At 59.4% G+C, this 16,643-nt stretch carries 24 protein-coding genes; 7 read left to right on the top strand and 17 right to left on the bottom strand.

Going from position 1 to position 16,643, the window contains the following annotated elements; translation table 11 throughout:
- Positions 1–2 precede the first annotated feature (2 nt).
- The gene (locus VFO29_02905; GenBank protein ID HET9392464.1) at positions 3–410 is read left to right on the top strand and encodes a hypothetical protein; all 408 of its coding nucleotides are present in this window, start codon (positions 3–5) and stop codon (positions 408–410) included.
- Here VFO29_02905 and VFO29_02900 read toward each other — a convergent pair whose 3' ends face one another.
- From VFO29_02900 to VFO29_02850, 11 genes are all read right to left on the bottom strand, one after another.
- On the bottom strand, positions 411–1,586 hold the full coding sequence (locus VFO29_02900; GenBank protein ID HET9392463.1) for a hypothetical protein: 1,176 nt from the start codon (positions 1,584–1,586) through the stop codon (positions 411–413).
- A gap of 14 nt (positions 1,587–1,600) precedes the next feature.
- Positions 1,601–1,942 carry a cupredoxin domain-containing protein gene (locus VFO29_02895; protein ID HET9392462.1) on the bottom strand — a complete coding sequence of 114 codons (342 nt, stop codon included), beginning with the start codon at positions 1,940–1,942 and terminating at the stop codon, positions 1,601–1,603.
- 77 nt (positions 1,943–2,019) lie between these two features.
- The gene (locus tag VFO29_02890) at positions 2,020–3,228 is read right to left on the bottom strand and encodes a hypothetical protein (protein ID HET9392461.1); all 1,209 of its coding nucleotides are present in this window, start codon (positions 3,226–3,228) and stop codon (positions 2,020–2,022) included.
- Complete coding sequence (locus tag VFO29_02885) at positions 3,228–3,602, bottom strand: cupredoxin domain-containing protein (GenBank protein HET9392460.1); 375 nt, start codon at positions 3,600–3,602, stop codon at positions 3,228–3,230. Before VFO29_02885 ends, VFO29_02890 begins: the two co-directional genes overlap by 1 nt.
- A 73-nt stretch (positions 3,603–3,675) precedes the next feature.
- Positions 3,676–4,110: a pyridoxamine 5'-phosphate oxidase family protein gene (locus VFO29_02880; protein HET9392459.1), complete on the bottom strand. Its 435-nt coding sequence runs from the start codon at positions 4,108–4,110 to the stop codon at positions 3,676–3,678.
- An 8-nt stretch (positions 4,111–4,118) separates the two neighbouring features.
- Positions 4,119–4,472, bottom strand: a complete 354-nt coding sequence (locus VFO29_02875) for a cupredoxin domain-containing protein (GenBank protein HET9392458.1) — start codon at positions 4,470–4,472, stop codon at positions 4,119–4,121.
- Between the two features lie 62 nt (positions 4,473–4,534).
- A complete protein-coding gene (locus tag VFO29_02870) occupies positions 4,535–4,849 on the bottom strand; it encodes a hypothetical protein (GenBank protein HET9392457.1) in 315 nt (104 codons plus the stop codon).
- The gene (locus tag VFO29_02865; protein ID HET9392456.1) at positions 4,849–5,556 is read right to left on the bottom strand and encodes a response regulator transcription factor; all 708 of its coding nucleotides are present in this window, start codon (positions 5,554–5,556) and stop codon (positions 4,849–4,851) included. Before VFO29_02865 ends, VFO29_02870 begins: the two co-directional genes overlap by 1 nt.
- Positions 5,553–7,166, bottom strand: a complete 1,614-nt coding sequence (locus tag VFO29_02860; GenBank protein HET9392455.1) for a cbb3-type cytochrome c oxidase subunit I — start codon at positions 7,164–7,166, stop codon at positions 5,553–5,555. Before VFO29_02860 ends, VFO29_02865 begins: the two co-directional genes overlap by 4 nt.
- The gene (locus tag VFO29_02855) at positions 7,163–7,630 is read right to left on the bottom strand and encodes a cytochrome c oxidase subunit II (protein HET9392454.1); all 468 of its coding nucleotides are present in this window, start codon (positions 7,628–7,630) and stop codon (positions 7,163–7,165) included. The genes VFO29_02860 and VFO29_02855 overlap by 4 nt, the downstream gene beginning before the upstream one ends.
- Before the next feature lies 1 nt (position 7,631).
- Positions 7,632–7,763: a hypothetical protein gene (locus VFO29_02850; GenBank protein HET9392453.1), complete on the bottom strand. Its 132-nt coding sequence runs from the start codon at positions 7,761–7,763 to the stop codon at positions 7,632–7,634.
- Between the two features lie 107 nt (positions 7,764–7,870).
- On the opposite strand from VFO29_02850, the gene VFO29_02845 reads away from it, so the two are divergent.
- A complete protein-coding gene (locus VFO29_02845; protein ID HET9392452.1) occupies positions 7,871–8,347 on the top strand; it encodes a hypothetical protein in 477 nt (158 codons plus the stop codon).
- 22 nt (positions 8,348–8,369) lie between these two features.
- Positions 8,370–8,789, top strand: coding sequence for a hypothetical protein (locus tag VFO29_02840; GenBank protein ID HET9392451.1), 420 nt, complete (start codon positions 8,370–8,372; stop codon positions 8,787–8,789).
- On the opposite strand, the gene VFO29_02835 is transcribed toward VFO29_02840, so the two are convergent.
- Positions 8,786–9,253 (bottom strand): hypothetical protein, encoded by a 468-nt coding sequence (locus tag VFO29_02835; GenBank protein ID HET9392450.1) that lies wholly within the window; start codon positions 9,251–9,253, stop codon positions 8,786–8,788. The genes VFO29_02840 and VFO29_02835 overlap by 4 nt on opposite strands.
- Positions 9,254–9,331: 78 nt before the next feature.
- Positions 9,332–9,769, bottom strand: coding sequence for an Hsp20/alpha crystallin family protein (locus VFO29_02830; protein ID HET9392449.1), 438 nt, complete (start codon positions 9,767–9,769; stop codon positions 9,332–9,334).
- Positions 9,770–10,106: 337 nt separating this feature from the next.
- Here VFO29_02830 and VFO29_02825 point away from each other — a divergent pair, with 337 nt between their 5' ends.
- From VFO29_02825 to VFO29_02815, 3 genes are read left to right on the top strand one after another with little or no spacing between them, the layout of a single operon-like run.
- Positions 10,107–11,207, top strand: a complete 1,101-nt coding sequence (locus tag VFO29_02825; protein ID HET9392448.1) for an ATP-binding protein — start codon at positions 10,107–10,109, stop codon at positions 11,205–11,207.
- Between the two features lie 4 nt (positions 11,208–11,211).
- A complete protein-coding gene (locus tag VFO29_02820) occupies positions 11,212–11,601 on the top strand; it encodes a response regulator (protein ID HET9392447.1) in 390 nt (129 codons plus the stop codon).
- Positions 11,594–11,962 carry a response regulator gene (locus VFO29_02815; protein ID HET9392446.1) on the top strand — a complete coding sequence of 123 codons (369 nt, stop codon included), beginning with the start codon at positions 11,594–11,596 and terminating at the stop codon, positions 11,960–11,962. The genes VFO29_02820 and VFO29_02815 overlap by 8 nt, the downstream gene beginning before the upstream one ends.
- Here VFO29_02815 and VFO29_02810 read toward each other — a convergent pair.
- From VFO29_02810 to VFO29_02800, 3 genes are read right to left on the bottom strand one after another with little or no spacing between them, the layout of a single operon-like run.
- A complete protein-coding gene (locus VFO29_02810) occupies positions 11,959–12,420 on the bottom strand; it encodes a universal stress protein (GenBank protein ID HET9392445.1) in 462 nt (153 codons plus the stop codon). The two genes, VFO29_02815 and VFO29_02810, sit on opposite strands and share 4 nt — an antisense overlap.
- A gap of 41 nt (positions 12,421–12,461) precedes the next feature.
- Complete coding sequence (locus VFO29_02805; GenBank protein HET9392444.1) at positions 12,462–13,928, bottom strand: hypothetical protein; 1,467 nt, start codon at positions 13,926–13,928, stop codon at positions 12,462–12,464.
- The gene (locus VFO29_02800) at positions 13,918–14,736 is read right to left on the bottom strand and encodes a helix-turn-helix transcriptional regulator (GenBank protein HET9392443.1); all 819 of its coding nucleotides are present in this window, start codon (positions 14,734–14,736) and stop codon (positions 13,918–13,920) included. Before VFO29_02800 ends, VFO29_02805 begins: the two co-directional genes overlap by 11 nt.
- Positions 14,737–14,826: 90 nt before the next feature.
- Here VFO29_02800 and VFO29_02795 point away from each other — a divergent pair, with 90 nt between their 5' ends.
- The gene (locus tag VFO29_02795; GenBank protein HET9392442.1) at positions 14,827–15,369 is read left to right on the top strand and encodes a hypothetical protein; all 543 of its coding nucleotides are present in this window, start codon (positions 14,827–14,829) and stop codon (positions 15,367–15,369) included.
- Here the strand turns inward: VFO29_02795 and VFO29_02790 are convergent.
- Positions 15,332–16,633 (bottom strand): NAD(P)/FAD-dependent oxidoreductase, encoded by a 1,302-nt coding sequence (locus VFO29_02790; GenBank protein HET9392441.1) that lies wholly within the window; start codon positions 16,631–16,633, stop codon positions 15,332–15,334. The genes VFO29_02795 and VFO29_02790 overlap by 38 nt on opposite strands.
- Positions 16,634–16,643 lie beyond the last annotated feature (10 nt).

The following is a 16,643-nucleotide window of genomic DNA, read 5'->3' as shown; positions in this document are numbered from 1 at the left end:
CGGTGATTGAATTTGCCGAGAAGGCGATGAACGAGAGCCCCGGGATGCACGTCTCACCGGTGCCGGTCGTTTCGGAAAGCGTGGACGCTCGAACTGCCGTCGTCGACGATCGTAGCGATGAGGTTCGCCTCCACGATGCGCTGCTGCTGGCCTGGAAGCCGCGTCATCGCGGCATGTTTCCGGATTTCCAAGGTGTATTGACGGCGCGGCCCAGCGGCCGCGGCGCCGAATTAAGTCTGCATGGCCGATACAAGCCGCCATTTGGATTTTCCGGTGCAGTTTTCGATGCCGTTGCGGGACAGCAGATAGCTCGAATCACAATGAAAAGAGTGCTCGCCGATTTGTGCGCGCGGATCGAACGAAAGTGGGACGCTGAAAGGGCGAGCAGACGAGGCGGCGTCAGCTCTTAGTCAGCGGCCAAGCGGGGTCGTCCACCAAAGGAACCAGCGCCACGCCGGCGTGTCATTTTCGGTTCCGGAACTCCCCGCAAGTGAGGCTTCGATGTACCCATGCAAGTACTGCACGTGAGGAACCGTGAAGGCGAAGTCGACATTGCCGAAGTGAGTCAGCGTACCTAAACCGTCGTCCGTGTACTCGGTTCGGTAGCCAATCAGGGCATTGTTGTTAAATAGCGGTTCGTAGATCTCCGCGCTGAATGCACGGCTGCGCGCAGCGGCGAGTTGATTTCCGTCTGCGTCAAGTCCCGGATTGCTATCGTTTCCTAACTGGTAGATCGACAAGAAACCGGGGACTCCGTGCGAGTTCGGATCGAGCTGAAAGTATCCGGCGATAGAATTGTACCGGTCGGCGTCGCCGGTCGAGACGATAAAGCTTCCCGAGCTTCCATACAACCCGGCTTCGTACGGACGGTCACCTGATGCATTAGCGAGCTTCCATTGAAACGTCTTGTCTGTTCCGGGCACAGTATCAAAATCGGGAGCACCGGGTAAACCGTTTCCGCTCAACAGCCAACCGCCCTCGACGTCCCATGGACCGTGAACGTAAGCGAGTTTGACGCCCCAGCGGTTTGCGTCCAGCTGATACGTGTGTTCGCCAACGGTGATGCCGGCCGATGAAAAGGCCGAAATATCAAACCATTGACTGAACGGCGACGGCGCAGGCGCTTCAATCTTTCCAACAAACAGGTGGCCGTCGCGATGAAAGAGGTTGTTATAGGTTACCCAGGCGGTATCCAGAGAACCGCCGGTTCGATCGCTTTCAAGCAGCCATTGCTGAACGTGATAGGTGATGTCGGGCGCCAGATAACCCGCGCCGTGGATGGCTACGTTCCCCGCCGAAATCTTGGCAGTGTCCGAATTCCGGCTAACACCGCCGGTACTGTCGCCGTTGATTTGTTCGCCGAGCCAAAACGGCAAGTGATCTTTTAGCACATCGCGATTGAGCGAAGCGTAACCGGTGCGCTGAACGTACCGGCCGTACGCGTTGAGCGCCGGCACCAGCGTGTGGCAGGCGCTGCACTGCAAACCGTAGGCCTTTGCAAAAATAGGCATGGCGATAGCCGGTGCCGGCACCGAAAGGGTAAGGGCAGCAGCGACTAGTCCCGCCGATAGAATGGCGCGTTGCATGCGATCGAACATGACTATTGCACGACCTTTACAATAAGTATCATATTGGGGTGCCCCGCGCCGCAGATGACCGCGCAGTATACCTTATAAGTCCCTAACTTCTTGGGAACGAACGCAACAGTCACAAAGCGTTGCGGGGGGATGATTGTTTTGGGAATGCCCAAGTCGGCCGATTCGATCCCGTGAACTCCTTCGCTCGAAGTCAATCGTAACGTAGTCGGTTCGTTGAGATGAACGGTAATCGTATCGGGCGTAAATTTCCAATTGGACGCTACGACATCGATGCTTGGGTGACTCCACGCGGCAAGTGGGCTCATAAACGCAAGCATGAGGGCGAGGGAGAGAGATTTTTTCATATGATCCGTTCCTTACCGTGCGCGAATTCAGAGCGTGAGGGAAGGAGCGCTATTCGCGCTCCTTCCTCAGGTAGATCTCAGTGGATCTTGAAGGGGTTGTCCCCTATCGGACCGGCCCAGCGCAGTCCGTACTGCCACGTCGGCCTTCCGAACGGCGCGGCCGAGCTTCCGCCGAACGACGCTTCCGCATTGAAGAACAGATACGGAGCGTGCGGGATCCGTGAGGCGAAGTCGATGTTGCCGAACCGCGTTATCGGGCCGAGTCCCGACTGCACGATTTCGAGCGGACGGTATCCGAGCATGATCTGGTCGTTGAAGAACCCTTGGTAGATCTCGAACGCGTAGCTGTGGCTGGTTACCGGAATCGGCAGCGCGTTTTTCGGCGAACCAACCGGCGCGGACCCAGGATTGGAATCGTTCGAGATTTGATAGTAGGCGAAGATTCCGGGGAAACCGCGATACGGATCGCGTTGCGCGTAGAAGCCCGCCAAGCTATAGCGATCCAGAATTTTGTTCGAAACCTCGAACCCGCCCATGGCTCCGTACATGCCGGCTTCGAACGGCTTGCCGGGATTCGCGTACGAAACCGTCCAGTCGAACACCTTATCGGTTCCAGGGTTTACACTGAAGTCTCCCGCTTGCAGTAAGCCGCTTGTGCCGGCTCCCCAAGAGAGCGCGACGGCAAAGTTCTCGGCATCGTAGTCGAAGCGCGCGCCCCAGCGCGGGCTGCTGAACGCATACTTGTGCTTGCCGACGCTGAGTCCGGTGCTGCCGCCGAAGCCGGTGGTGTCTTGCCAGCCGGCCATGAAGGACGGAACGGCGGGATCCAATTTCCCAACCGAGATATGACCGTGACGCTGGAAGATGTTGCTGTAGCCTACCCATGCGCGGCCCATGACGGATCCGCCGATGTTGTTGCTGTAGAGCGACTGCTCGATGCGATAGGTCCATGCCGGACCGAGCGCGCCGACTGCATCGACGGTCACATTACCAGCCGTGGTCTTGAAATTGGGGCGCAAGCGATCCAGACTGCCGGTGCTCTTGCTGCGAAGGCGCTCGCTGATCCAAAATGGCGACGAGCTCCTCAGCACGTGATAATTCAAGCCGGCGTATGCGGTCCTTTGAATATACCGCCCGTACGCGTTAAGCGCCGGGACCATCGTGTGACAAGTGTTGCAGTCAACTCCATAGGATTGTGCGAACGGCGGCATCGCGTTCGCGCGCTGGGCCGAAAGGCCCAGCACGGCGAACGCGCAAACCGCTGTTGCAAGCAGCAGTTTTTTCATTATTCCACTACCTTTACGATGAGCTTCATGTCGGGATGACCGGGTCCGCACGGAAGGTTGCAATGCAGCTCGTACGTGCCGACTTTCTTCGGGGTGAACGTCAGCGTAACGGATTTGCCCGGCAGCAAAATGGTTTCAGGAATGCCGAGCGCGGTCGATCCGATCGAGTGCGCGCCTTCCTTCGATGTGACGCGTAGTGTCGTCGTCTGATTGAGATGCACCGTAACGGTTCCGGGCGAGGCCGAGTCCGTGGTGAATTTCCAGTTGGAAGCGACGACGTTGATAGTCGAATCGGTCTGCGCGCTGACAAAAGTCGGAATCGCGAGCAGGCCCGATATAGCCAGGAACGTGGCCGCGTAAACAAGGTTTCTCATGCCTTCAGGTTAGCGCCCTAATGAGTAAAGGCTGAGCAAACGCAGGGAACGATTGAGAAGGTTTGGGGAAGACTCAGGACTCGAAGCGGCCGGTCTTTTCGGTGAGGCGGATGCGGTAGACGACGGCGTCGCCCTCGGAAATGCCGGGGCGATCGGGCGCCAGGGAGTGCGCCGCCGGCCGCGCCTTTTGATCCAAGAAGTGCAGCAGGAGCATCCGCATCGCTTCGCGCGCCGGTTCGCCGTGGAGTTCCTCATAGGTGCCCCAGGCAATCACGCTGCTCCAATTGGAAAACGTCTCGGCGCAATCCACCTCAAAGCAGACGTTCGGATTTTTCCGCATCATACGGACCTTCGCGCCGTTCGTGCTATGGGCGTAAACGCAGCCGCCAACATAGGCGTACGCTATAGGCACGACGTACGTGCGGCCGTCCGCGTAACAACCGATACGCCCGACCCGCTGGGCGCTCAGCAGCCGTTCGACGTCAGCGTCCGGCAACGGCAGGACCATACCGGCGCCTATCGGACGACTTTCACGACGAGCTTCATGTTGGCGTGTCCCGCGCCACACATGAGCGAACAATGAATGACGTACGTTCCGAGTTTTTTCGGCGTAAACGTTACCGACACATGGCCGTTCGGAACGATCATCGTGTTGTTAATGCCCAGCTCGGGCGATGCCAAGCCGTGCACGCCTTGACTGGAGGTTAGCTGCAAGGTCACCGGCTTGTTCACATGCACGGTAATCGTGCCGGGCGTAAATTTCCAATCGGACGCCGTGATGCTTAGGGTTGCGCTCGACGCGGCGACCGGAACCGACGCGAATACAAGCACGGCGAATAGAGGCAAGACAATACCAAAGAATCTTTTCATGCGGTCAGCATAGCCTGCCGATGAGCAAGCCACGCGAACAACTTGCGAACGCTCTGGGAAGGCTACTTCAGGTCGAGTACGACTGCGCCGGCCGCGCGCAGTGAGTCCGCAATCGAGCGTAATCGTTCAGGCGTAGTCTCAAGAACGCCATCGAGCATCGCCTCCAGATTGGCTTGGGCCACCGAGAGCGTGTTGCCCAGCTCGTGGCGTGCCTTCTTCAGCATTTGGAGATGGTTCTTTTCGCGTTCTTGCTGCAGCGTTATGAGCATTGCCAAACGGGCGGCCGCCGCATCGTCAAGGCCTTCGAGGCTGAGTTTCGCCGCGTCCCAATCCTCCGCCATGCAGAGGTCGAGTGCGAGAAGGAGCTTCTTATTCATTAGTCTTTGCGCAATTTGTAGCCGACCCCGTACACCGTGACGACATAGACGGGGTCCTCGGGATTGGGCTCGATCTTGCGCCGGAGGTTGTTGATATGACGGTCGAGCGTGCGCTCGAAGATGCTCCCGTCGTCGTGAACGAGGTCCAGCAACTGCGCGCGGGTGAGTACGTGCCCGGCATTCTGCGCGAGCACCTGAAGGATCCGGAACTCTGCCGGCGTGATCGGCACAACTGACCCCGCCACGCGCACTTCGTGAGCGCCTTCGTCGATTTCCAGGTCTTTGACTCGCAACGCCTGGCTTGTGTCTTCGGCTTCCCTGTCGACGCGGCGCATGACGGCGCGAACGCGTGCAACCACCTCTCGCGGCGAAAACGGCTTCACGATGTAGTCGTCCGCACCGAGCTCCAAACCGACTACCCGATCGACCTCGTCGCTGCGGGCGGTCAACATAATCGTCGGAATGCGATGGGATTTGACTCCGCGGCGCAATATGTCTAGCCCGCTGCCGTCGGGCAGCGTGATGTCGAGAATCATCATGTCGGGCCTTTGCCGCTCGAGTTCGGCCAATGCCGTAGCGACAGTTTGACAAACGACAACCTCAAACGATTCCTGTTGGAGGTACGCGCTCAGAACCTCACCTATCTGCGCTTCGTCGTCGACAATCAGGATGCGCTTGCCGGCGCCGGACGGGCCGCCGTTATTCACCACGTGCGCATCCCCGGCGCGGGGAAGCCTGGATTGTGCAACATCTCCAAGAGCGGGCCGGCATACGCGAGGGCAGCTGCGACCAATGCCACAAGGCCCCACCGGAAAAGCGCTTGCAGCATGGCGGGCGCACGTTCCGATCCTTCGAGCGGCTGCGCGAACTCGACGGTCATGTCTTCGCCTTTTTTGTTGGCGAGGAGCGTCCCTACTGCTACGCACGCAAAGATGACGATGCTGGTAAGCAGCACGAGTCCGCCGGCAGCAGCGGTTGCGTTATAAGCAGCCCATTCGTTCGGCGCCGATCCGAAGTAACTGATTTCCGCTGTGCGGCGCGGCGCGCCCATCAGCCCCGCGATATGCATTGAAAACGACATCAGGAGCATGCCGATAAACCACAGACGCGTCTGCCAAAGCGCCCAAGCCGGTTTCCATAACGCTCGCCCGGTAAGCTTGGGAATCATCCAGTAGGCGATGCCCAAAAACGTGAGCGCAACCGGGCCGCCGACTGTTACGTGGAAGTGGCCGACAATCCAAATCGTATTGTGGACTAGCGAGTCCATCGAATACGAGGCGTTTACCAAGCCGCCGAAGCCGCCGAGAATAAACAGCAGCATGCCGTAGGCGGGCCCGCAGAACGCCGGGTTCTTCCACGGCAGCGATTGCACGGTCTGCCAAAAACCTCGTTTGCCCAAACGCCGCGCGGCCAATTCGAACGACGCGAAGATAGCAAACGCCGTAATGAAGGATGGGATGGCCACTCCGTACGTCGTGATTGTGTGCAGCATCTTCCACGTTGCCGAAATGCCCGGCTCCATGAACTCGTGATGAATGCCGACCGGCGTAGAGAGCAAGAGCAGCATGATGAAGGTGAGCCGTGTCAGGCCGTCGCTGAAAAGGTTGCCGTTGTAGAACTTCGGGACGATATTGTACCAGCAAATATAAGCGCCCATGATCCAGAAGTAGACGAGCGGGTGGCCGAAGTACCAAAACAGCATACGCGTTAGCATGACGTTGACGCCGTGCGTCCAGCCGAATGCCCAAGGAATCAGGAGATACATCTCGCCGACGACGCCTAGCGTCGCGATCCACCACATGAGGAACGTTGCGCCCGCGGTAAATGCAGGCAGCGGTACCGGCATTCCGGGGTTGTTCTTGCGGAACCAAAGAATGTTTCCAAAGATCTCGGCCGCGATAACCCACGTGCCGATGATGAAGATCGCCGCGCCGACGTAAAACCAGGGACTTGCCTTGAGCGGTGCATAGAACGTGTAGAGCACCGTCGCGTTGCCGGCCAGAATTTCGACCGCGGCCATCAACACGCCGGCGAGCATCACCCAGTAGCCCGCCCAGCCGAGCGTCGTGTTTCGCTCGCGCGGGATCGACCGGTAGGTTACGAAGAGCGCCAGCCCCGTGATGAAAAACGTGGTAAAGACTAATGCCATCAGCACGCCGTGCATCGTGAGGATCCGGTAGTAATCGAACCATGCAGGCGCGTTAAACACAGTCGCGCGCGAGAGCCCTTGCAACGCGCCGAAGAACGCACCGACGACGATGGCGGCTGTCGCCGTGTAAATGTGCGCGATGACGACCCGGTTCTCTCGGAGGATCATCGCACCACGATCTTTGCAAACATGTTCTGGTGGCCGATGCCGCAATACTCGTGACAGATCAAGAGGTATGTCCCCTTGCTCGTAAAGACGTGCGAGTCTGAGTTCACCCAGCCCGGAACCGCCATCATGTTAATGTCCGTCTTGGGAATGAAGAAGCCGTGCACGACGTCGGGGCTCGTGACGTAAAACGTGATTTTCTTACCGACGGGGACCGTCAGCGTTTGCGGATTGAAGGCAAAAACTTCGGCGACGTAATAGGCTTCGTAGGTTCCATCCGGTAAACGGCGCAGGCCCGGATGATCGAACGGCGGTATCTGCGCAACCTTCGTGGGATCGATCGCCTGTAAGCCACTCGGCGGATTCATGTTGTCGGCGAAGGCGGCAAAGCCGATCGTCGCCAGGAAAACGAGCAGCATGACGATTCCAAATGTCATCCACCAGCGTTCGTACTTATGAACGTGCATGCTACCAGCGCGACTTCAGCAAGACGAACATCAAGAACCACAGGATCGCAAAAACAGCGCCCATCGTGAAGACGAAGGCCAGCGTTCCCGGGAGCGGTTCGTCCTGTGGCGGCCCTTTCTCTCGCGGCAGCATTGGCAAACTTTACCGAGCTCCTTGGAAGAGCGTGTGAGCGCGAGCTTCTTCGGTTCTTCCCAAAGTGGTCCTTGGCGATTCTCGCGAGCACGGCAGAATGGCTCATTATGACGACCCGCGTCTACGAACGCTACAGGACGAATTGCCCGTATGTACGTGCCCGCGAATACCTTCACGGCGCGCTGCAAGGCGTCGTCGACAATCAGCGCACGGTTACGCTCACCCTTAAAGCTGGAACGCTGGAAAAACCCGTCCTGGTCACGTACGAGCGCGGCGAAGATCCCATGCGGTTCGACGAACCGTGGCTCGTGCATTGGACTCCGAAAGACGGCGGACCTTACCCCGATTTCGACGGCGAAATCATCGTCCGTGCCGACGAGAGCTACCGTAGCGCGATACTCGAGCTGCGCGGCGAATACACACCGCCGCTAGGCACGTTCGGACAAGCCTTTGATCTGCTCGTGGGCTCCAGGATTGCTGCGGCGACCGCGCGTACGCTCCTGGAGCAAATAGCGCGGATCATGGAAACACGCTTCTGCAACGAGGAAGCTTCGAAAACACTTCTCGCCAAGCACCCCGCATAAATAGCCACGATAGGAGACCTAGATGACAAATGTCCGTCCCTACGGCACCCTAAGCACGCTGCTCTATGCATTGTCGGTACTCGAGGCGCTTGCAGGCCTGATTCTTCTTTTTGCGACAAATTGGGCGCTCTCACTCGTTCCGGCAAATCTCGCACTCGGCGACAGCGACTTTGTGATGATCTTCTTTAAAGCGATCGGGATCGTCGCTCTCGCGCTGGGGTATTTGCTCTGCGTGGCAGCACGGGATCCGGTCCGCTACCTTGCAATTATCGACACGCTTATAGCTTTGCTTGTGGCTTCGGCGATCCTGAACGTCTTCGCCTTGACGGCGATGCACCTAGGAAAATACTATCCCGCGAACTACATGCTGGTGCGCATCGTCGTTCAGTTGGTTCTCGCGGCAGCCGTTTTCGCGCTTAGACCAAAAACCGCAAAAGCTTAGTGCGGCACAACCCAAACATAAGGGGTTGAAGGCTCGCGGCCCGGCGGAACGTCCGCCGGCGCGCGCTTACCGCGAGCACCCAAACTGCGGACGAACCGGTAGATCGCCTGTTGGTCGGTGGTTCTTAGCATGCGCAGATCGTGCCAGACCATCGGCCAGCGGCCGGCGCGCGTGCGAACCATGAAAAGCCAGTCCTTCTCGGAGATCTGCGAAAACTCGATCCGCACGTTAGCGGCATAGCTCGTACCCCAGGGTCCGCGATAACCTATCTTGCTGCCGGTCATCCACTGCGATACCGGAATGCGCCCATCAGACTCGCGCCAGCCGGGCGTGTGGCAGTCGTTACAACTGCCGAAGCCGACAAGATACTTCCCACGAGCGACGAGCGGATCGACCCCGGCGCGCGCAAGCGGCGCCATAAGGATTGCAAGGGCAGCCGCTAATGCCAAACCCCAGATCTTCATGAGGAGAGCATAACATTAGGAGAGAGCCGCATAAAGCGGCTCTCTCTTGTTTGAGCGCGGCGCGAGGAAGGCCAGCCGTTAAGCGGCTTTTACTTCCACCTTCTTCGGCACGATGGATTTCATCGGCCAAAGAGTTATGGTCAGGATGCCCTTCTCGACGGTCGCGATCACTCTTTCGGGGTCGACGTCTTGCGGCAGGGCCACGGTGCGAGCGAACGATCCGAGGCGAATTTCGCGCCGGTGATAGTGCGTGAATTTCTTCTCGTCGGCGCTCGAGCGGAACCCGGAGATGACGACTGTGCTGCCCGTCACTTCGACGTTTATCTCTTTGGGTTCGAACCCGGGAACTGCCAATTCCAGAATGTATTTTCCAAATTCGTCATAGAGATTCAGCGGCGGCAGTGCATAGGCAAAGCGCGGCAGCTGAAACTCGGCGAACGGAAAGTCGTCGAACATCCGCTCAACAAGCGCTGTGAACTGGGTGTCGACATCTTTTTTTTGCTCTAACAGAGCCATTCAAGATTCTCCTCTCCGGCGTGGCGCCGGATACATTCTACTGTAGCCTTGCGCTGTGACGATCCGGAGAAAATCCTTGGAACGTTTCCTTAATTATGGAGGAGCAATCCGGCCGGCGGGCGGGCAAGCTCGACGGTGTAGCGCCATGGAAGGACGGCGTCTTCTTTGTCGTCGGATGCGACTTCTATCGTAACCCGAACGTGACGAGATTCCTCGGCGGGTTTCGAATGGCGGTGCAGCCGCTCCTCAAGGACCTCACGTTGACATGTAATCATGCTCCCAGCGTACGCCGGCGGTTGGAAGAAGCCATGAAGATTAGGCGAAGCTTACGCGCGCGATGGACAGTTTCCGCGATCTCCTTGAGTCCGCGCCGGACGCCATGGTCATCGTCGACCGGCAAGGCAAAATCGTGCTCGTAAATGCCCAAACAGAAAAACTCTTTGGATATAACCGCGAAGAGCTGCTTGGGCAAGCCGTCGAGAAACTCGTTCCCGCGCGTTTGCGTGCCAAACACGGCGGCCACCGCGACGGATTTTTCCAAGCGCCGCGCACGCGCCCGATGGGTGTTGGCCTCGACCTTTATGGTTTGAATAAGGACGGGAGTGAGTTCCCGGTCGAGATCAGCCTCAGCCCGATCGAAACCACCGAAGGTACGCTGGTTTCCAGCGCAATTCGCGACATCTCCGAGCGCAAGCACTTCGAGCGCGCGCTACAAGAAAAGAATGCCGAACTGGAAAAGGCCAGCCTCGCAAAGGATCGATTTCTCGCCGGAATGAGCCACGAGCTGCGGACGCCGCTTAATGCCATCATCGGTTTTACCGGCACGCTACTGATGCAGCTCCCGGGCCCGCTTACCGACGAGCAAAAAAAGCAGCTGCAGATCGTACAATCGAGCGCGCGTCATCTTCTCTCACTCATCAATGACATGCTCGATCTGGCAAAGATCGAATCGGGCAAGATCGAACTGCACCTGGAGCCCGTTATCGTTCAGCAAGTCATAGACGAAGTGGCAACAGGTCTGCGTTCATTCGCGGAAGAGAAAGGTCTGGCACTGGAGATTCTTGCCCCCGGGAACGATATCGTCATCACGACGGATCGGCGCGCCCTTCACCAAATTCTCCTCAATCTCACCAACAATGCCATTAAATACACGGAGAAGGGTGCGATCCGCGTGGAGCTCACGCGGAAAATATCGGGCAACGCTGCCCTTGTCGAGATAGCCATTGCCGATACCGGCATCGGCATAAGCGCGCAAGACCAGGCACGGCTTTTTGAAGCTTTTGAGCAACTCGATACCTCGAGCACGCGCCGCTTTGAAGGGACGGGGCTTGGGCTCTATTTGAGCCAACAGCTGGCGGCGCTGATCGGCGGCAGCCTGAACGTACAAAGTGAACCGCGAAAGGGGAGCACGTTTACGCTGACCGTGCCGCTTCGGTAGCGACGTGCCGGCCCGGATTCTAGTCATCGACGACAATCGCGCAAATCTGGATTTGATGGTCTATCTGCTGGAAGCGTTTGGACACACCGCGGAGGGCGTCGCCGATTCGCGTGCCGGCCTAGAGGCAGCGCGCAACAACGAGTACGACGCCATCATCACCGACATCTTGATGCCGGAGCTGGACGGCTTTGCGATTGCTCGAAGCTTAAAGGAAGGCGTGGACGCTTTCGATACGCCTGTCATCGCCGTCACGGCACTCGCAATGGCGGGCGACCGCGAGCAGATTCTGGCGGCCGGATTTAGCGGCTACATTGCCAAACCGATCGAACCCACCGCATTCGTCAAACAGATCGACGCGTTCTTGCCCGAACATCGCCGCTCGACGCATGTCTAAGATCTTGGTTGTCGATGACGAGGCCGCAAACCGCTTGCTCGTCGCCGCCGTTCTTCAACCGCACGGGCACGAGGTATTCGAAGCCGCCGACGGCACCGAGGGATTGCAGTTGGCGCACGACTTAGTGCCTGACCTTATTGTCGTCGATCTGTTCATGCCGGGAATGAGCGGCACTGAGCTCGTTAAGGCGCTGCGTGCAGATCCCGGCACGCGCGACACAAGGATCGCGCTTTATTCCGCCACGCGCCCCGATGCAGCGCTGCGCGACTTCATGCACGTCGCGCGCGTCGAGCACGTCATTCCGAAGCCGTCGGAGCCGGAGGAACTTGTGCGCATCGTCAACGATGCGCTTTCGTCCTAGGCGGCTTGCGCCGCCTTCACGCCGGTTTGGCGTACGACGAGCACCGGGATATCGGCACTACGCAATACGCTTTCAGCTACGCTCCCCAAAAACAAACGGCGCAAGCCGGTGCGGCCATGGCTTCCCATCACGATAATGTCGCCGCGATGTTTCTTGGCGACTTGAAGGATCGCATCGGTTGGATGGCCTTCGACAACCTCGGTTTTTGCCGGTACGCCTTTGACCATCAAGCGCGCGGCCGCTTCGAGCACTACCACTTCAGCTTGCGTCTGGACGGTTTTCAGCCAGCCGCTCACGAGCTCCGGCGTGGCGAAACCTAATCCCGCCGCCTGGGCAATATCGACGACCATGCACACCGTGCAGGTCGCTCCCTGTTCCTTGGCGAGCACGGCAGCGACCTCAATAGCCTTCTCGGCGCAGTCCGACCCATCGATCGGAACGATGATTTGCTTAAACATAGGAACACGGTAGCCTACGACCGGGAAGGCCTTGCGAATGATTAGGGAATGGGCCGGTATTCGAAGCGGATCGTCTGGGCGCGATAGTTCAGCGTCGTGACGAACTGCGAAAGCACGCGGGATCCGATCAGCCCGGCCTCCGTGCGGGATGAAAACTTTCCGGCTTGCGCATCCGTGAAGCGCGCCGGCACGTCGTGGAGCTCGACGCCGCCGAGTTTCAGGCTTTGGACGGTTCCCGTTCCGGCCGGATGCCGAAAGAGCAACAGCGGCGCCGGCGCACGCACGTCAAATTGCACCAGTCCCGGCACGCCGTCTATCGCCGCCGGGATGAGCGGGATGTCGTCGTCTTCCTGCAGCGTGAAGCGCTGCGTCGTGCCGGTCGGAGCGCTCGTCGAGCCCGTCATCGGCGTGAGCGTCAAGGTCTTGGCAGCATAGTCCAAGCGAACAACGAAGCGGTCCAGCAATTCCGGACCGAGCGCACCCGCAATCGGCGCAGCATTCGGATCGCGCGCGGGAAATAAATCCGTCGGATTTCCCGCATATACCGGGAGCGCGATGTTGTCTATCTCCGCACCGCCAACTTCCAGGCGTCCCACATTCGCCATTTTACCGGGCGTCAAACCGAGCCGGACCGCGGCAACAGATGTAAGCACGCCTTGCGCGCCGGGATCGAACGTAAATGCAAACGGTCCCTGGCCATTGATCCGGGCTTGAAAAACGATGACGCCCTTGTCCAGCGTAAAAGGGACTTGCGTTGACGAAGCTCCGCCGGCAATGCGTCCGTTCACCGGATCCGGCGGCCGCCGGAAATCCGCGGCCCGCACCGCGGGCAGTAGCCGATATTGCTTGATACTCTGCGCGATGACGGCCGGCTTGCCGTACCCATCCAGAAACTGCTGCGTTATGCTGTAAGGCAGAACTAAGCCGCCGGCTTTACGATAATCCGCGTAAAGTTCCGTACGCAAGGTTGTCGGGAGCTGTTGAATCGTGCGCGCAACGAGATGCGTTGCCCGATCGATCCATACCTCGACGGCACTTCCGTCGCGCGGCGTGATGCGCACAACGTCGAAGCTCGCTCCGTTCGCCGAGACGCCGGACAAGCACTCGACGCGTGCCGGGTCGTTCGGCTTCCAGAAGCCGTTGCGGGCAAGGTATGCATCGGTGACGGCACGCCGGATGGAATCCGGCGCGTTCATCGCGTGCACGCCCAGGCCTTGGTCGAGCTCCCACTTGGTGTGTCCGTCGTAGATGTACGATACGCGGCCTTGGTCGAGCGCTTCGGCAAACAGATTGCGCCCGGCCACCACGTCGCGGGCGGAGTGGACGGAGCCCACGGCGCCTGAATCCGTTATGGTGCCGTCGGCAACGATTTCTCCGACGGTGTTCCAGTGATTTCCGCCCGTGGCCGTTCGCACTTGACTAAAGATGCGCGACGCATCGCAATGAGGCGCCGGCGCATTCGCGACTTGCAACAGCAACGCGACAAGCGCAAAAGCGCTAATGGCCATCCCGGTACGCTCCCGGCGAATATCCGGTAAAGCGCTTGAACGTGCGCGTCATGTGGCTCTGATCGGTGAACCCGCCGGCCAGCGCGATGTCGCTGAGCGTATCGGTACTCGCCGTGAGACGCCGGCAAACGTATTGGATGCGCAGGTTGGTGATGAAATCGCCGATGGTTCGGCCCCGGAAGCGGCGGAACGAGCGGCACAGGTGCGCCGGATTGATGCCGATCTCGCTTGCCAGGAGCGACAAGCTGAACGATGACGCAAATGACTCGCGCAAACGCGACTCGACTGACGCCAGCCAGCGCGGTTCGCGCGCATCGTCACTCGCGGAATGGGTGACATAGCTGCACAGCTCGTAAAGCAGCGACTCGACCGTAGTCGCCGAGCCCGATTCGCGCTGCATGAATTCGCGGTGAAGCCGGAGTGCGATCCAACACGGGTCGCTGCCGTCGAGTTCGAAGAGATGCTGACGTGGCGGGTCCTCGCCCGTCAGCGCTTCCGTCCACGCATCGAGCAACTCGATGAAAAACATGCGGCATCCGTCTTCGCCGATAGCGTCGCGATGCGGCGTTTGAGCGGCGTGATAAATAAAGCTGTACGGCTGGTAGACGATGCTGAAATCGTCCGAGCTTTCTTCGTACGAGCCGTCGAGCAACAAGCTAAAGTAGGGCGCACTATGCCGGTGGACCGGAACGGCTTTTGCGCGGTAGTGACGCACCTCGGAGAGTACAGCATCCGCGATTTGCCATGAGTGGGTTTCACCCGTGAACTCTCCAGGATGAAAAACGCCGGCCGGTTTTAGGGCGTGCATATCGGCTCTAATGGTATACGCGAAGCGCCGGAGCGTCTAGTACCAGGTTTGCGAAAGGCGCGCTGGGCCGCACCCGCCAAAACACGGCGCATGCATGAAGGCCTCTCGATCTTCGCCGTTTGGTCGAACTTCTACATCATAACGGGATCGTCGGCCGCGGCGCTGACCGGCTTGATGTTCGTCGTGATCTCGCTGACCACCGGGAGCCGCATACTGCGGCAGGAGGGACAGATGAACGCGGGGTTCGCCACGTTCAGTACTCCGACGGTGGTCCATTTTTGCGCGGCGTTTTTTATTTCGGGGATAGTGAGCGCGCCGTGGTGGGGGCTGCTTCCGGCCGATATCCTGATCGGGCTCACGGGTCTCGCGGGAATCGTGTACGTGGTGCGCGCGATCTACGCGGCCCAGTGCTTGACCACGTACAAATTAGATCTCGAGGATTGGACCTGGTTCGCAGTCTTTCCATTCGTCGCGTATGGCGCGATCGTGGTAGCGGCTATCCTTCTTCCATTCCACGCACCGTGGGCGCTCTTCGTCCTCGCCGGCGCCACCATGCTGCTCATTTTCATGGGCATTCGCAACGCATGGGATATCGTCACGTACTTGGCAGCCGACCAGATTCAGAACCGGTAATCGCATCGGCGGCGCGATAGCCGCTCTCCAACGCTCCCGCGATCGTGCCCGGCTCGTCGTTTGACGTCGCCTCGCCCGCGAAGTAGAGTGTTTCTTCAATCGGAGTCGTGAGCGCGTCCCGCGCATCGCCGGCGCCGACGCGAAGATAAGCGTATGCGCCGCGCGCAAATGGATCGGCTTGCCAGTCGTGATGATACACCTCCCGCAATTCACTGCGCACATCGACTGACGGGAAGATCGCGGCACAAGCTTGTAACGCGGCCTCGATCGGGTCGAGTCCCGCTGCGGCGATCCGCTTTACCGCGCTGCCGCCGGCCCACGCGACCAGGAAGGACGCGTGTTGGGGCAAGCGCGTCCAAATTGCCGGAAACTTCCCCTGCGGCGCATAAAAAAACGCGGCGTCGCGATAGCGGCCGCCTTCGGTATGTTCCCAAAACGGCGAACGAAACGCGAGGACGACTCTGATGACGGGGCCCATTCTCATCGCGTCGATTGCCGCTCGCTTCGGCGGCGGCAGCGGAGGCGTGAACAACACGGCGTTGTCCCGCAACACGCCGATCGGCAGCGTGATGACGGCTCGCCGCGCTTGAACCTCCAACTGCCCGTCCGCGTCGGTAGCCAGAACCCGAACGTTTCCTGACGACCAGCGGATTTCATCAACCCGCGTTTGCAGTAGAATGCGGGCTTCACCAATACGCGCCAGACAAGCCATAAGTGGCGCATAGCCGTTGAGCGGGCGCAGCGTACCGCGTTCCGTCCCGCCGAGCCACTCGTTTGCGATCGCGATGACGCTGGCGTCGGACGTATCGGCGGCTTCGAAGCCTTCGACGATCATACGGACGGCGTCGAGTTGCTCTGTAGTCGCTTCATCCGGCGGCAGTGCTTTCAGAAAATCGGCAACGCTCCGATCAGGTGCGTTCGGGTCCACACGCCGCAGAAGCCGCTCAGCAGTGTCCCACAGATCGGACCGGTCTTCGAAGTCTTCGTTCCCGAACTGGAAGGCTCGGCTCGGGACATCTGCGGCCTTTTCGCCGCACTCGTGCATCAACGAAAGCGTGACGGGCGGCGTGCCATGGATAAACTCGGCTCCGAGCTCGACCGGCGCCGACTCGCGTGACGGCTGCAGCGTGTACGCGCGGCCTCCTATCCGATCGCGCGCCTCGAGAACGACGGCATCGATTCCGCGTTCATGTAACCGCCGGGCGGCTGCGAGTCCGGCGGCGCCGGCCCCGATAATTGCTACTTCTGTGTTGATGTCCGTCACCGGCTTTTCG

Origin of the sequence: Candidatus Rubrimentiphilum sp. (assembly GCA_035710515.1) — a bacterium.
Taxonomy (GTDB): Bacteria; Vulcanimicrobiota; Vulcanimicrobiia; order Vulcanimicrobiales; family Vulcanimicrobiaceae; genus Rubrimentiphilum.
The sequence above is the reverse complement of the archived record's forward strand: the minus strand, read 5'-3'. Positions and strand labels throughout refer to the sequence as shown.

What these genes read in the sequence shown, in the direction of transcription:
- VFO29_02900 (HET9392463.1), bottom strand. Translation starts at nt 1,586, where the DNA reads ATGCAACGCGCCATTCTATCGGCGGGACTAGTCGCTGCTGCCCTTACC.
- VFO29_02895 (HET9392462.1), bottom strand. Translation starts at nt 1,942, where the DNA reads ATGAAAAAATCTCTCTCCCTCGCCCTCATGCTTGCGTTTATGAGCCCA.
- VFO29_02890 (HET9392461.1), bottom strand. Translation starts at nt 3,228, where the DNA reads ATGAAAAAACTGCTGCTTGCAACAGCGGTTTGCGCGTTCGCCGTGCTG.
- VFO29_02885 (HET9392460.1), bottom strand. Translation starts at nt 3,602, where the DNA reads ATGAGAAACCTTGTTTACGCGGCCACGTTCCTGGCTATATCGGGCCTG.
- VFO29_02880 (HET9392459.1), bottom strand. Translation starts at nt 4,110, where the DNA reads ATGGTCCTGCCGTTGCCGGACGCTGACGTCGAACGGCTGCTGAGCGCC.
- VFO29_02875 (HET9392458.1), bottom strand. Translation starts at nt 4,472, where the DNA reads ATGAAAAGATTCTTTGGTATTGTCTTGCCTCTATTCGCCGTGCTTGTA.
- VFO29_02870 (HET9392457.1), bottom strand. Translation starts at nt 4,849, where the DNA reads ATGAATAAGAAGCTCCTTCTCGCACTCGACCTCTGCATGGCGGAGGAT.
- VFO29_02860 (HET9392455.1), bottom strand. Translation starts at nt 7,166, where the DNA reads ATGATCCTCCGAGAGAACCGGGTCGTCATCGCGCACATTTACACGGCG.
- VFO29_02855 (HET9392454.1), bottom strand. Translation starts at nt 7,630, where the DNA reads ATGCACGTTCATAAGTACGAACGCTGGTGGATGACATTTGGAATCGTC.
- VFO29_02850 (HET9392453.1), bottom strand. Translation starts at nt 7,763, where the DNA reads ATGCTGCCGCGAGAGAAAGGGCCGCCACAGGACGAACCGCTCCCGGGA.
- VFO29_02845 (HET9392452.1), top strand. Translation starts at nt 7,871, where the DNA reads ATGACGACCCGCGTCTACGAACGCTACAGGACGAATTGCCCGTATGTA.
- VFO29_02840 (HET9392451.1), top strand. Translation starts at nt 8,370, where the DNA reads ATGACAAATGTCCGTCCCTACGGCACCCTAAGCACGCTGCTCTATGCA.
- VFO29_02835 (HET9392450.1), bottom strand. Translation starts at nt 9,253, where the DNA reads ATGAAGATCTGGGGTTTGGCATTAGCGGCTGCCCTTGCAATCCTTATG.
- VFO29_02830 (HET9392449.1), bottom strand. Translation starts at nt 9,769, where the DNA reads ATGGCTCTGTTAGAGCAAAAAAAAGATGTCGACACCCAGTTCACAGCG.
- VFO29_02825 (HET9392448.1), top strand. Translation starts at nt 10,107, where the DNA reads ATGGACAGTTTCCGCGATCTCCTTGAGTCCGCGCCGGACGCCATGGTC.
- VFO29_02815 (HET9392446.1), top strand. Translation starts at nt 11,594, where the DNA reads ATGTCTAAGATCTTGGTTGTCGATGACGAGGCCGCAAACCGCTTGCTC.
- VFO29_02810 (HET9392445.1), bottom strand. Translation starts at nt 12,420, where the DNA reads ATGTTTAAGCAAATCATCGTTCCGATCGATGGGTCGGACTGCGCCGAG.
- VFO29_02805 (HET9392444.1), bottom strand. Translation starts at nt 13,928, where the DNA reads ATGGCCATTAGCGCTTTTGCGCTTGTCGCGTTGCTGTTGCAAGTCGCG.
- VFO29_02800 (HET9392443.1), bottom strand. Translation starts at nt 14,736, where the DNA reads ATGCACGCCCTAAAACCGGCCGGCGTTTTTCATCCTGGAGAGTTCACG.
- VFO29_02795 (HET9392442.1), top strand. Translation starts at nt 14,827, where the DNA reads ATGCATGAAGGCCTCTCGATCTTCGCCGTTTGGTCGAACTTCTACATC.